We start from the raw sequence: 14,578 nt of genomic DNA on the forward strand, positions 1-14,578 counted from the left end.
ATCATTACTTAAACACCCTACGCAAATAATAGGTGATTTTCCTGAATTCACCATGACGCACCATAGCTATCAAAATTCCTAGCAGAGTATAAATCACGCCAAGAACCAGCATCATAGAAATATCTCCCAATACACTCTGTAATGGCAACCCCATCTGGTTAACACCGGCAATCGCTTTTGTCGCCCAAGTAGACGGCAAGGCGGAAGAGATTGCTCTTACCCAATCAGGCATTGCCTGTACCGGCCAAATGGTGCCGGAAATATAGAACACAGGCGTTGTAAGTAGAGCAATCGTCAAATAGATCATCTCTACACTACGCATACATTCTGTCACTAATTTCCCTAATCCGAGTACCGCCAACATAAACAGAAAAGTCAGCATTAATAGCAAAGGCATAGATGCTTCCTGCCGATATCCCAACACCCACGGCCAAAGAACAAAAAATATGATGGAGAGAAAAAGCCAGATTGGTAATAACGCCGATAATGCTCCCAAATAGACGGGCAATGGTGGTTTACCTTTCGGCGTACTGCGTATCGTAATACTGACCCGCACACAAGATATCAATAACGAGTGTTGTAATAACATCACCAACAAACCGGGAAAAACAATTGCAGCAAAGCTGACACCTGGGTTAAATAATCCAACAGTTTCACTACGAATCGGCATTAATAATAATTCTGTCTGTTCAGGGCTGAAACCATATTTTAGTAGTAATTTACTGTTATATTCATTCAATAATTGCCGGTGAGCAGAAGTCAATTCTTGCTGAATTTGTCCATTTGCAAGGCGGCTGGTTGCATCGCCATAAATCGGAAAAGTGATATTTTTTCCATTAAGGATATTTTTCTCCAAGTCCGCAGGAATAATAATGATTGCAAAAATTTCACGGAGCAGTAAATCGTGACGAGCATCAGCCAGATTGTCATAACTGTGGACAGCAATTTTAGCCGTGGAGTTGAGTTGACGTATCAAAGCACGGCTAGCAGAGCTGTGATCCTGGTCGATTACAGCAACCGGCAAATCCCATACTGTTGGCCGGACATATACCAGACTCATCATACACAAGGAAACCAGCATCAACATCCACATGGGCTTTTCCAACATTCCCATTAACACCCGGCGAAAAGTTTGCCAATACATCTGCATTATTCATTACCTTGTGGCAGGTTAAGCCGTTTAAATAACCGGTTTCGTACTAATAGAAAGCAAATGACCGGATAAATAAGTAATAAAGCACAAACAGATAAAATACCCAGTAAAGAAACCTCACGTAGAAAAATATCAAACATCGCATTTAGCGCATGCGTCAAAGGCTCAATATTGGCAATTATCCGCGCCGGCAATATCATTGATAATTCTGGCACTGACATACCTGAAAAAGTTGTCGCAATACTCACTAACACCCCGATTAAACTGTAAGCCGTCAGTACGCTATTAGTGAAAGTAAATAGCAACAGGCCAACACTTTGAGCAGCAATAACGTAGAAGAAACCCACTATCACCATATATATTGGGTTACCATTCACTTTTGCATCAAATACGCCAATCAGAGCGGCCAATTCAACAATCAACAACAGAGTAAAAAACAGGGTATAAGGTGCTAATTTTCCTAATAGCGCAAAAGTAAATGGTTTCATTGTTATCAACATCTTGCTACGTGCCATGCTATAAATCGTGCAAGTTACAACAAAAAGCTGTAACAAATGAATTGTGGCCGCAAACTGCTGATAATAGATGTAACTACCACTGGCATTAAAAAGGCTGTCATAAACGAGCGTAACATTGGCTAATGGTGGTAACTGATGGCCCATTTCTGTCGCCAATATGGAACGATATTTCGCATTAATCTCTGCCATTAATCCACTGAGATCTTGAATAGAATAACTTCCCGCACCATAAAACAACGCGTTGTAATACATACGCACTGTTGGCTGGCGCCCTCTGAGCGCATTAGCTTCAAAATCATGTGGGATATAAAGTAAGGAGTAATCCTTAGCACTGCTAAGCCGTTCAAGAGATTCCTGTAATCCCCCATCATAAGATTTAATCTGCGCATGAGAAGCCGCATCTAGGTTACGTACCAGATGACGTGATAGCGGGCTCTGATCATTATCAACCACCGATACCGGCAGATTGAGCAATGTCCCTTCTGAGAAATTAGCGCTGATCAGCACAAATAGCATCAACGGAAATAACCAGCTTAACCAGTGAAAAACTGGACTACGAATCACCGCCCGAATTTCTTGGCTAAAAGCGCGTTCGAAACCACGCCATGCAACCTTGATCCGCATCAGTCACCTACTTATCCCAACGCCACAAAGCACTCATTCCAGGACGTAAACCTTCAATAGGTTGTAAGGAATACAAGCGCACTTCAAAGGTTCTTAAATCGAAATCACCGGTGGCACGAGTTGCACGTTTAGTCGCATAATCACCCATCGGAGAGATATAACGAACTTCGGCTTCGATCTCTTTATCACCTAGCGCAGGAATACGAAGTTTGACTTTATCCCCTTTGTGCACCTTTGCCAGAATGTCTTCCCGCAGGTTATAAATAAAATAAGCTTCTGGTACACGGACTAATGTCACCAAGGGGCTATTAGCATTAAATAATTCACCAACTTCTGCCGGAATCGGCCCAACCTCCCCGGCAACAGGCGCTTTGACCTGTAAATCATCACTCTGGGTTTGTAACTCAATCAGTTGCTGTTCAGCCTGACGTAAAGCTGCTGCATATTTCTGACGCAGTTCAATCCTGTCACCATGCATACCTTCATCTAATGCCGCTTTTGCGCTCTGCATTTTCTGATAGGCAACATCCCTGCTTCTGTGGGCATTATCCAGATCGTTCCGTGAAACATAACCTTTAGATGCTACGTTCTGAACACGATCATATTCACGAACCGCGTTATCGTATTCAGCCTGAGCTTGCGCCAAACCCGCTTCCAGATTCCGAATACTTTCTTCACGTGTTCCATGAAGAGATTGCTCCAATTGAGCTTTGGCTTGATCACGAGCAGCTTCTAGTGAAGCAACCTGGGCCAGTAATTCCGGGCTTTCGAGTGTAATCAGCAATTGCCCTGCCTTAACATCATCGCCTCGTTCAACGTGACGCTCAACCACTCGCCCTCTAGCTTTAGATGCTACAATCACTTCCGGTGCATCAACTTCACCTTGCAACAATAAATATTGGTTATGAGAACGAAATAACACAGCCATTGCTGTGAGCAAAATAACCAGTAAAATCGTAAAAAATGTGCTTTTTTTCATGATGTTTTACACAACCAAAATTACCCGACCTGAAACTAACGCTATAGCTTCGCATTATTCCACGGAAAATTTCTTATATATTCGTGCGTATAATCACTGATAGAAAGGAAAACGCTTTACAATAGTGTAGTGGTTTATGATTCTTGTCAAATGTTAACCTACTTAAACTAAACTCTTAATAATATTATTAGCTGTTTCTGTAAACTAACAATATTCACGATTCTCTCGGAAAGTCTATGTACGCATTTAATCTTGTGTTGTTATTACTACAACAGATGTGTGTCTATTTAGTTATCGCCTGGCTACTAAGTAAAACACCTCTATTTATTCCACTGTTACAAGTTACTGTGCGTTTATCTCATAAACTGCTGTGTTATGTCACTTTTTCCATTTTCTGTATTATGGGAACTTATTTTGGTCTGCATGTAGGTGATTCCATTGCCAATACCCGTGCTATTGGCGCAGTCCTTGGCGGACTGCTAGGTGGGCCAGGCGTCGGCGTGCTGGTGGGATTAACCGGTGGACTGCACCGCTATTCTCTTGGCGGGATGACTGCTTTCAGTTGCATGATATCGACCATTATTGAAGGTTTAATCGGTGGCATTATTCACAGCTATCTGACGAAACGTGGTCAGATAAACCGACTGATTAATCCCTGGACAGCCGCTGTCGTCACGTTTTGTGCTGAAATAATACAAATGGGTATTTTACTACTGCTCGCTCGTCCATACAGTGAAGCATTAGCGTTGGTTAAAAATATCGCCACCCCCATGATCGTCACCAATAGTATCGGTTCAGCAATGTTTATACGTATCCTGCTTGACCGACGCGCGATATTTGAAAAATACACCAGTGCATTTTCTGCTCAAGCCCTGAAAATCGCTGTCTATACGGAAGGTATTCTGCGAAAAGGATTTAATGAAAATAACAGTATGAAGGTAGCAAAAGTTATTTATCAGCAACTGGAAATAGGCGCAGTTGCTATTACAGATAGAGAAAAACTCCTGGCATTTATTGGTATCGGTTCAGATCATCATCTCCCTGGAACACCTATTTCTTCAGAACAATCCCGTCGAGCAATTGAAAATAATGAAGTGGTTTATGCCGATGGCAATGAAATACCTTACCGTTGCTCAATTAATCCAACCTGCAAATTGGGTTCCACCCTGGTTATTCCACTACAGGGGGAAAATCAGCAAGTTATCGGCGCAATCAAACTTTATGAAGCTAAAAATCGTCTATTTAGCTCAATCAACCGCCCCCTAGGGGAAGGTATTGCCAGCCTGTTATCCGCCCAAATCCTCGCAGGACAATATGAACGTAATAAACAATCACTGCTGCAATCAGAGATTAAGCTGCTTCATGCGCAAGTGAATCCTCACTTTTTATTTAATGCCTTAAATACCCTGCAAGCCGTAATCCGACGGGACAGTTATCAAGCGGGTCAATTAGTGCAATATCTCTCAACTTTTTTCCGTAAGAACTTGAAACGGTCGGAAGAGATTGTCACGCTGGCTGATGAAATAGAGCATGTGAATGCTTACTTACAAATTGAGAAGGCACGTTTTCGTGATCATCTGCAAATAAGCATTGAATTGCCGGAATCTTTGCTTCACGCCAAATTACCCGCTTTTTCTCTCCAGCCAATAGTAGAAAATGCGATCAAACACGGCACATCACAGTTATTAGAAACCGGTAGGGTTACTATTCGCGCTCATCAACAGCATCAATTGTTAATACTGGAAGTGGAAGATAATGCCGGTCTTTATAAATCTGCCTCTATGGGGGATGGACTAGGAATGAGTCTGGTAGATAAACGACTACGACTTCGCTATGGTGAAAATTATGGCGTGCAAATAGATTGCCAACCAGAAAAATTTACCCGCGTAATTTTACGCTTACCACTCATTAAAGAGGTTAATAAAACTGTGTGAATATGAATATATTAATTGTCGATGACGAACCGCTTGCACGAGAAAACCTACGTTGTTTGCTAGAAGAAGAACATGATATTCAAATTATTGGCGAATGCGCCAATGCCGTTGAAGCCATTGGCGTCATACATCATCTAAAACCCGATGTTGTATTTTTGGATATCCAAATGCCACGTATCACCGGATTAGAAATGGTTGGTATGCTCGATCCAGAACATCGTCCCTATATTGTTTTTTTGACCGCATTTGATGAATATGCAATACAAGCATTTGAAGAGCACGCATTTGACTATTTATTAAAACCTCTGGAAAAAAACCGTCTAACTAAAACCTTACAACGATTACGGCAAGGACATCAGAAACAGGATATTTCCACCCTCAAAGCAGAAGAGCCGCTAAAATATATCCCATGCACCGGCCACAGCCGAATCTGGCTTATTCAATTGGATGAAATCCTTTACGTCACCTCCCGTCCAAGTGGGGTGTATGTTATGTGTACCAATGGGCAGGAAGGATTTACTGAACTGACACTTCGCACATTGGAAACCCGCACACCATTGATGAGAAATCATCGTCAATATTTGGTCAATATGACCCATCTGCGCGAAATTCTATTTGGTGATCACGGACAGGCCGAACTGATTCTACGCAATGGTAAAACTATTCCTGTCAGCCGCCGTTATTTAAAACCACTAAAAGAAGCACTAGGATTGAAGTAACCGTGACATTCATCACATTTTCAGCAGGTTAGTCAGTTCTTACTCACCGCTCACCTGCTGAATCTGACCACTTAACCCGCCATATAACCACTCACTCAGACACTCCCTTATAGCTTCCTTTACCTATGACAAGATACGAGTAAAAATTTATAACTCTCAGGAGAAGAGAAATGCAACACGCTCTCACATTTGTTATTGCAACGTTGTGTATTCTGGTTATCTGTTACCGCTTATACGGCGTATTCTTCGTTAAAAAAGTACTGAAAGCAGATGACAGCGAGGTTACGCCTTCCCATTTACTGGAAGACGGTAAGGATTATGTACCCACGAAAAAATGGGTCAATTTTGGTAGCCACTTCGCAGCAATCGCAGCCGCAGGACCGCTGGTTGGCCCTGTGTTAGCAGCTCAATACGGTTATCTGCCAAGTATGTTATGGCTGTTAATCGGCTGTGTTATCGGCGGTGCCGTACATGATACGGTTGTTCTGTTCGCCTCAATGAAACATAGCGGTAAGTCCCTGTCAGAAGTTGCCAAAACAGAACTTGGCCCAATTGCTGGTTGGTGCACCGGCCTTGCAATGTTGTTCATCATTACGATTACTATGGCAGGACTATCTATGGTGGTCGTTCACGCGCTAGAACGTAATCCCTGGGGAACATTTGCAGTATTTATGACCATTCCGGTCGCAATCGGAGTCGGTCTATGGGAGCGCTTCACAGGTAATATGCGCGGAGCAACTTGGGTAGGTATTATCACCATTATGGCTTGTGTGATTGCCGGCCCTTACATTCAGGCATCTGCTTTCGGTGAGTGGCTGAGTCTGCGTACATCAACTGTCAGCTTGGCGCTGCCAATCTATGCGTTTTTTGCCACCGCTCTGCCTGTATGGATGTTATTGACTCCCCGTGGTTATCTTTCCAGTTTTATGAAAATCGGTGTATTCGGTGCGCTGGTTGTGGGTGTCATCTTTATTAACCCGGAGATCCAATTCCCGGCAGTCACTGAATTTATTCATGGCAATGGCCCTGTACTGGCTGGTCCGGTGTGGCCGTTTATCTCCATCACCATTGCGTGTGGTGCTATTTCTGGTTTTCATGCATTTATCGGCTCTGGCACAACACCAAAACAGATCGATAAGTGGAGTGATATTCTGCCAGTTGGTTTCGGTGCAATGTTGGCAGAATGTGTTGTTGGCGTCATGGCCTTGATCGCTGCCACTTCCCTATATCCTGCTGATTATTTCGCGATTAATTCCACCCCAGAGGTCTTTGCCACACTAGGTATGGATGTTATCCATCTACCACAATTGAGTCAGGAAATTGGTCTGGATCTGTATGGCCGTACCGGTGGCGCAGTGACATTGGCGGTTGGTATGGCAGATATTTTCACCCGCATCCCTTGGTTCAGCCAGTTGGCATCCTACTTCTTCCAGTTCGTCGTCATGTTCGAAGCTGTATTTATCCTGACAGCGGTCGATTCTGGTACCCGTGTTGCCCGTTACTTGCTGCAAGATTTTCTGGGCGATATCTGGGCGCCTCTGAAACGCATTAACTGGTTACCAGGTTCCATTGGTTGCAGTATCGTTGCTTGTTTACTGTGGGGCTACCTACTGAATTCCGGCGATATCAATTCAGTCTGGGCGCTATTCGGCGTATCCAATCAACTGATGGCCTCCATCGGCCTGATGATTGGCGCAACCATTATCCTACGTCTGTCTGAAAAACGCTGGTATATGCTGACCTGCCTGATACCACTGGCTTACCTGTACGTGACTGTGAACTACGCTGCTTACTGGATGGTGAAGCATGTTTACTTCAACCCCGCAGCAAAAGGTTTCAACATCTTCAACGGAACTATCTCCATTGTGATGGTTATCCTCGGCGTTGTGATTACGGTCTCTTCCATTATGCAGTGGCTAAAACTGTGGCGCACCCGCAGTGCAGGTAATTCAGTTGAAGTACTGAATCACTGATTTTCCTTCCACGTATCAAAAGCTGCCCTTTGTATAGAGCAGCTTTTGCTGTTATAGACATGAATGAACATGTAATTTGTGCTATAATGTGCTACATAATGCGTCTTTTTAAGGAACAGTTATGGCTACATTGACTCGATTAAGAAAGCAAGGTGGAGCTGTTGTATTAACTATTCCCAGCGATATAGCTCAATCATTGGGTTGGCGCCCCGGTACAGAAATAGAGCTAAATAAACAGGGGGAATGTCTCAATATAATATCTGCTAAAAGGCAACGGAGAGGGAGAAAAACCCTATCCCAGCTTCTTACAGAAATCAATCCTCAGGAAATAAAAGTACTAAATCAATCAGTAGCATTCTGGAACGAAACTCCGGCAGTTGGTAAGGAATACAATGATGACTAAAAGGAAAAAATTCCCAGGACGAGGAGAAATCTGGTTTGTAGATCATGATCCAGTGACTGGCCGGAAATTAAAGGGAAAACATTACTTCATTATTATCACTGAAACTATATTGAATAAAGCTTTAGGAACTGCAATTTGTTGTCCAATAACAACAGGTGGGAGCAAGCCACGCTCATCAGGTACAACAGTTGTGGTTGATGGCCGTAGTACACTTTCTGGAGAAATCACAGGTGTCGTATTATGTCACCAAATCAGAGCACTGGATTTAGAAGGAACGAAAGCGACATATGCTACAGATGCAGAGGCTGAATTGCTTGATGAAATCATTGGCAAAGTAATTGATTTAATTGATCCCCAAGAAAACTGAATCATACCGCAATTGAAACAATTAACTGATAAAAAAACGGCTCCTGTAAAAAGAGCCGCTTTTATTATTTAAATATTAATCAGACAATTACTGCGCATTACTGTTGTTATAACGACGGCGTGGAGCAGATGAACCATGATCATCGCCACGACCACGGAAATTGCCACGGTTTTGGCCTTCACCACGACCTTCCCCACTGCGGCGCTCACCACTGAAGCGACGACCACCACCATTAAAATTCTCACGATCACGACGAGGACCATTGCCATTGCCGTTACGTGGACCACCGCGACGTTCGCGGCGCTCAAATGGCTGTGCATCACCCAGTAACTGCATATTCATTGGCTTGTTCAGAATGCGGGTACGGGTAAAGTGGGACAACAAATCACCTGGCATACCTTTTGGCAATTCAATCGTGGAATGCGTTGCAAACAATTTGATATTGCCAATATAACGGCTGCTGATATCACCTTCGTTAGCAATCGCACCAACGATATGACGAACTTCAACACCATCATCACGGCCCACTTCAATACGGTACAACTCCATTTCACCGACATCACGGCGTTCACGACGAGGACGATCACCACGTTCGCCACGATCATCCAAGCCATTACGACGACGATCATCGCGCTCATTGAATTCACGGCGAGGACGACGCACTGGATCTGGAGGCAGAATCAATGGACGCTCACCTTGCGCCATTTTTAATAATGCGGCGGCCAGCGTTTCTATATCCAGATCTTCCGCAGGTTGCAATTTAGACAACAGAGTACGGTACTGATCCAGATCGCTACTTTCCAATTGCTGCTGCACATTAGCGGCAAATTTTTCCAGACGACGCTGACTCAACAACTCAGCATTTGGCAGCTCAACTTCTGGAATAGTCAGCTTCATTGTACGTTCAACGTTACGTAACAAGCGGCGTTCACGGTTTTCTACAAACAACAACGCACGACCAGCACGCCCTGCGCGACCAGTACGGCCAATACGGTGAACATAAGATTCGGCATCCATTGGAATGTCATAGTTAACAACCAGGCTGATGCGCTCAACATCCAGTCCACGCGCTGCAACATCAGTTGCAATCAAAATATCTAAACGGCCATCTTTCAGACGTTCCAATGTCTGCTCACGCAGTGCCTGGTTCATATCACCGTTTAGCGCCGCACTGTTGTAACCATTACGCTCCAGTGCTTCTGCCACTTCCAACGTTGCGTTTTTAGTGCGCACAAAAATAATCGCGGCATCAAAATCCTCTGCTTCAAGGAAACGCACCAAAGCTTCATTTTTACGCATACCGTAAACAGACCAATAGCTCTGGCTGATGTCAGGACGAGTCGTTACACTCGCTTGGATACGTACTTCCTGCGGATCGTTCATAAAACGACGAGTAATGCGACGGATAGCTTCTGGCATAGTTGCAGAGAACAACGCAGTCTGATGTTCAGCAGGGATCTGGCTCATGATGTTTTCAACATCTTCGATAAAGCCCATACGCAACATTTCGTCTGCTTCATCCAAAACTAAGCCGCTCAGATTAGACAGATCCAAAGTACCACGCTTCAGATGATCCAGAAGACGCCCAGGTGTACCCACAACAATTTGTGGCCCTTGACGCAAAGCGCGTAACTGAACGTCATAACGTTGCCCACCATACAGCGCAACAACATTCACGTTACGCATATGTTTAGAAAAATCTGCGCACGCTTCGGCTACCTGTACCGCCAGTTCACGGGTCGGCGCCAACACAAGGATCTGCGGAGCTTTCAACTCAGCATTGATGTTATGCAGTAAAGGCAGACTAAATGCCGCGGTTTTACCACTCCCCGTCTGCGCCATACCCAGTACGTCACGACCATTTAATAGATGGGGAATACATTGTTGCTGAATTGGAGATGGCTTTTCATAGCCAAGATCTTCCAGTGCAGAAAGGATAGGTGCTGATAAACCCAGATCAGCAAAAGAGATTTCAGTCTCAGTGGTCATGTAATGGTGCCTCATTAGTTATGGCGGCCAGTCTACATAACGCATTGAAAAAAATTTCGGTCATTTTCATTTAAAATGTGAACTGGCTCAAAGTATTTAATTAAACGAACAAATAAGCCCTCATCGATCAAGATGATGGACTTTGTTAATCGATATCGAAATGTTCGTCAGCTATTGCTGGTCCGATTCTGATAGGTCATCTTGTTCCTGGCCTAACAGCGCCAATTCCAACAATGCATAGCGGTGCTCAACAAAGTTATGTGCGTTGTTAGCTACCGTCAGCTTGAATAACGCAGATGCGCTATCCTTGTCCCCCAGACTTAGGTAATGCTTACCTAAATAGAAGTCAGTTTCACTGAGATGCTCAGCGAGCGAAGTGTTATCCGTTGCATTCTCTTTCAAGCGATTCATCAATGTATATTCACTAATTTTGCCTAAATAGAATTCAACTATATTCCAGCCCCATTGCCCCCGGTTCGCTTTTTCGTAGTGTTGCGACAAATTCAACATTGCCCCTTTAGGATAAAATTCTTTTTCCACCAGGTACAACCACAGCGAACGGAAAGGATCATTTGGATCGTCTTGATAAAACGCCTGCAGATCATCCTGCGCTAACTTATACCTACCACCGTAATACAACGCGATGCCACGGTTAAGACGCGCGTAATTGTAAGTTGGATCAAGCTCTAATACAGAATCAAACGCTTCATAGGCAGCATCAAAATTGCCAGCCTGTGTGAAGTAAATTCCCAGATAATTAAAAATCTCTGGAATATTAGGCCGAATAGATAAGGCAACAGAAAAATCATTTCGTGCCAAAGCTCTCAGGCCGAGACTATCATACAGCACACCTCTCTCATATAAAAGCTGTGCGTACTCATCTTCTGTCAATGACCGACTCGCAAGAATCTGTTCCATGCGAGCCAGAATGACTTCTTGTTGCAATGAAGGTTGTAACGGAATAGCAAAAACTTCGTTTTTACGCCAATCCTTGCTGCTGCATCCTGCCAAAAGAAGTATTGCTACAGCATAACACCAGCGCAGAAAAAGATTCATTTCCTACTCCCGAAAGTCAGACATTAAATTAAGAATGCCCTATCACCCATATTGCATTTATTGGGCCTCCTGCCCTGAGTCTATAAACGGCGCCTTTCTAAAGACACCGTTTATGACATCAAATTTATTCTGCTGATTGTGGCGCCACGGGTGTATCCTCGACAATTACGCCGGCTGTCGCTTCTTTAATGCTCAGGCGAACACGACCCTGGCGATCAATTTCCAGAACTTTAACTGAGACTTCCTGACCAACCTGCAAATAATCTGCCACTTTCTCAACACGCTTATCAGCAATCTGAGAAATATGTACCAGACCTTCTTTACCGCCACCAATAGCAACAAATGCGCCAAAATCAACGATGCGGGTTACTTTACCAGTGTAAATACGAGCAACTTCGATTTCAGCAGTGATTTCTTCAATACGACTGATGGCATGTTTTGCTTTTTCACCATCAGTTGCAGCAATTTTCACTGTGCCATCATCTTCGATCTCAATGGTAGTACCGGTTTCTTCTGTCAGCGCACGGATAACTGAACCACCTTTACCGATAACATCTTTGATCTTATCAGGGTTGATCTTAATAGTGTGAATACGTGGTGCAAATTCAGAAATTTCATTACGTGGGCTGTGAATTGCCTGCTCCATTACACTCAGGATGTGCAAACGCGCGCCTTTTGCCTGATTCAGAGCAATTTGCATGATTTCACGGGTAATGCCTTCAATTTTGATGTCCATTTGCAGTGCGCTGATGCCTTCACAGCTACCCGCGACTTTAAAGTCCATATCTCCCAAGTGATCTTCATCACCCAAGATATCAGACAGAACAACAAAATTATCGTCTTCTTTCACTAACCCCATTGCAATACCAGCAACAGCAGCTTTAATCGGCACCCCTGCGTCCATCAACGCAAGAGATGCGCCACAAACAGATGCCATTGAAGATGAACCGTTTGACTCCGTGATTTCAGAAACTACACGAACAGTATATGGGAATTCGTTAGCTTTCGGCATGACTGCCGCTACACCACGTTTAGCCAGACGACCATGACCAATTTCACGACGCTTTGGCGAACCCATCATACCTGTTTCACCCACAGAATATGGCGGGAAGTTGTAATGTAATAGGAAACGATCTGTGCGTTCTCCCATTAACTCGTCAATGATCTGTGCATCACGTTCTGTACCCAAAGTCGCAGTAACCAAAGCCTGAGTTTCACCACGGGTAAACAGAGCAGAGCCATGAGTTCGGGGCAGAACACCAGTACGTACGTCCAATGCGCGAACCATATCTTTTTCACGACCATCAATACGTGGTTCGCCACGTAAGACACGACTACGAACGACTTTTTTCTCTAAGCTACCCAGAATTTCATGGATTTCGGCTTCCTCTAAAGCTTCATCCTGTTCCAACAGCGCTGCCGTGACTTCCTCTTTGATAACATCAACCTGAGCATAACGCTCCTGTTTTTCAGTGATACGGTAAGCATCACCCAGACGGCTTTCTGCCAATGCAGCTACACGGTCATGCAACACTTGATTAACAGGCTCCGGCGCCCAATCCCATTTTTCTTTACCTGCTTCCGCAGCCAACGCATTGATGTTATCAATAACCACCTGTTGTTGATCATGGCCGAATACTACCGCACCTAACATTTGCTCTTCAGTTAGAATGTCTGCTTCCGATTCAACCATCAAAACAGCACCAGCAGTACCTGAAACCACCAGATCCAAACGGCTGTTTTTCAGCTCATCACTGGTTGGGTTAAGCACATACTGATCATTAATATAACCAACGCGAGCAGCGCCAATTGGACCATTGAACGGAATACCAGATAGTGCCAAAACAGCAGAAGCTCCAATCATCGCAACAATATCTGGGTTAACTTGCGGGTTAACAGAAACAACTGTTGCTACAATCTGCACTTCGTTCAGGAAACCCTCCGGGAACAGAGGACGCAGAGGACGATCAATCAAACGAGCGACTAACGTTTCACCTTCACCAGGGCGACCTTCACGACGAAAAAAGCTGCCTGGAACACGACCAGCAGCATAAGTACGCTCCTGATAGTTAACAGTCAGTGGAAAGAAATCCTGACCTTCTTTTACTTTTTTCTGACCAACAACGGTAACAAATACAGCGGTGTCATCCATATTGACCATGACAGCCGCTGTAGCCTGGCGAGCCATCATACCTGTTTCGATAGTAACGGTATGTTGACCATATTGAAATTTACGAACAATCGGATTAAGCAAAATAATATCCTTTCGTTAACATTGCCTGTTATATTCAACAGACAAAAATGAATAATCTCTTCATGCCACATCCTCGCGACTAACGACAGGTCTTACTCCCTTAAGCACTCTCATTAGCCGCGCGAACCTCTGTAACTGAAGAGCCTTAACAAAAACCACCACCAGCATTTTTTGTGCTGTTGCCTATGATGGCTTCTCAGAAGAAAAGGGGCCATATATGGCCCCTTTCCACTGAAACTTGCTTGATTAGCGACGCAGGCCAAGACGCCCAATCAGCGCAGTGTAACTTGTTACATTTTTACGCTTCAGATAGTCCAGAAGTTTACGACGCTGAGAAACCATGCGCAGCAGACCACGACGGCTGTGGTGATCTTTTTTATGCTCTGAAAAGTGGCCTTGCAGGTGGTTAATCTGCGCAGTTAACAAAGCAATCTGTACTTCACTGGAACCACTGTCATTCGCATCACGACCAAATTCAGCAATAATTTGCGCTTTTGCTTCAGTACTTAGAGACATAATTACAAACTCCAAAAATATATAAACTAAAATTACGGATGGCCGATCTCTAATTCAGCTACCCAACATATAACTGCGCCATTCTACGCTGCA

At 44.1% G+C, this 14,578-nt stretch carries 13 protein-coding genes; 5 read left to right on the forward strand and 8 right to left on the reverse strand.

Translation table 11 applies throughout. From position 1 onward, the window contains the following. Positions 1-4: 4 nt before the first annotated feature. Genes V2H77_RS13970 through V2H77_RS13980 form a run of 3 tightly spaced genes read right to left on the reverse strand, consistent with a single transcriptional unit; the run spans position 5 to position 3,274 of the window. Positions 5-1,150 carry an ABC transporter permease gene (locus V2H77_RS13970; RefSeq protein ID WP_341499287.1) on the reverse strand — a complete coding sequence of 382 codons (1,146 nt, stop codon included), beginning with the start codon at positions 1,148-1,150 and terminating at the stop codon, positions 5-7. Further along, positions 1,150-2,295, reverse strand: coding sequence for an ABC transporter permease (locus V2H77_RS13975; protein ID WP_341499288.1), 1,146 nt, complete (start codon positions 2,293-2,295; stop codon positions 1,150-1,152). Before V2H77_RS13975 ends, V2H77_RS13970 begins: the two co-directional genes overlap by 1 nt. A 7-nt stretch (positions 2,296-2,302) precedes the next feature. Further along, positions 2,303-3,274, reverse strand: coding sequence for an HlyD family secretion protein (locus V2H77_RS13980; RefSeq protein ID WP_341499289.1), 972 nt, complete (start codon positions 3,272-3,274; stop codon positions 2,303-2,305). Positions 3,275-3,510: 236 nt separating this feature from the next. On the opposite strand from V2H77_RS13980, the gene V2H77_RS13985 reads away from it, so the two are divergent. The 5 genes from V2H77_RS13985 (at position 3,511) to V2H77_RS14005 (ending at position 8,670) form a co-directional block, all read left to right on the forward strand. Beyond that, positions 3,511-5,208 (forward strand): sensor histidine kinase, encoded by a 1,698-nt coding sequence (locus V2H77_RS13985; protein ID WP_341499290.1) that lies wholly within the window; start codon positions 3,511-3,513, stop codon positions 5,206-5,208. Between the two features lie 2 nt (positions 5,209-5,210). Beyond that, positions 5,211-5,927 (forward strand): two-component system response regulator BtsR, encoded by a 717-nt coding sequence (gene btsR / locus V2H77_RS13990; protein WP_341499291.1) that lies wholly within the window; start codon positions 5,211-5,213, stop codon positions 5,925-5,927. Between the two features lie 170 nt (positions 5,928-6,097). Then, complete coding sequence (locus tag V2H77_RS13995) at positions 6,098-7,900, forward strand: carbon starvation CstA family protein (RefSeq protein ID WP_341499292.1); 1,803 nt, start codon at positions 6,098-6,100, stop codon at positions 7,898-7,900. Between the two features lie 121 nt (positions 7,901-8,021). Beyond that, the gene (locus V2H77_RS14000) at positions 8,022-8,303 is read left to right on the forward strand and encodes an AbrB/MazE/SpoVT family DNA-binding domain-containing protein (protein ID WP_341499293.1); all 282 of its coding nucleotides are present in this window, start codon (positions 8,022-8,024) and stop codon (positions 8,301-8,303) included. Then, positions 8,293-8,670 carry a type II toxin-antitoxin system PemK/MazF family toxin gene (locus tag V2H77_RS14005; protein ID WP_341499294.1) on the forward strand — a complete coding sequence of 126 codons (378 nt, stop codon included), beginning with the start codon at positions 8,293-8,295 and terminating at the stop codon, positions 8,668-8,670. The genes V2H77_RS14000 and V2H77_RS14005 overlap by 11 nt, the downstream gene beginning before the upstream one ends. Before the next feature lie 87 nt (positions 8,671-8,757). Here V2H77_RS14005 and V2H77_RS14010 read toward each other — a convergent pair whose 3' ends face one another. From V2H77_RS14010 to rpsO, 5 genes are all read right to left on the reverse strand, one after another. Further along, entirely contained in the window at positions 8,758-10,659 is a 1,902-nt protein-coding gene (locus V2H77_RS14010; protein ID WP_341499296.1) for a DEAD/DEAH family ATP-dependent RNA helicase, read from the reverse strand. Then, positions 10,649-10,729 (reverse strand): protein YrbN, encoded by an 81-nt coding sequence (gene yrbN, locus V2H77_RS23670; protein WP_110742800.1) that lies wholly within the window; start codon positions 10,727-10,729, stop codon positions 10,649-10,651. Before yrbN ends, V2H77_RS14010 begins: the two co-directional genes overlap by 11 nt. Before the next feature lie 101 nt (positions 10,730-10,830). Further along, on the reverse strand, positions 10,831-11,715 hold the full coding sequence (gene nlpI / locus V2H77_RS14015; protein ID WP_036776503.1) for a lipoprotein NlpI: 885 nt from the start codon (positions 11,713-11,715) through the stop codon (positions 10,831-10,833). Positions 11,716-11,839: 124 nt separating this feature from the next. Beyond that, entirely contained in the window at positions 11,840-13,969 is a 2,130-nt protein-coding gene (gene pnp, locus V2H77_RS14020) for a polyribonucleotide nucleotidyltransferase (protein ID WP_341499297.1), read from the reverse strand. A gap of 246 nt (positions 13,970-14,215) precedes the next feature. Then, complete coding sequence (gene rpsO / locus V2H77_RS14025; RefSeq protein WP_015836102.1) at positions 14,216-14,485, reverse strand: 30S ribosomal protein S15; 270 nt, start codon at positions 14,483-14,485, stop codon at positions 14,216-14,218. Between the last annotated feature and the right edge of the window lie 93 nt (positions 14,486-14,578).

The sequence above is a fragment of the Photorhabdus sp. P32 genome (genome assembly GCF_038085095.1).
Classification (GTDB): domain Bacteria; phylum Pseudomonadota; class Gammaproteobacteria; order Enterobacterales; family Enterobacteriaceae; genus Photorhabdus; species Photorhabdus luminescens.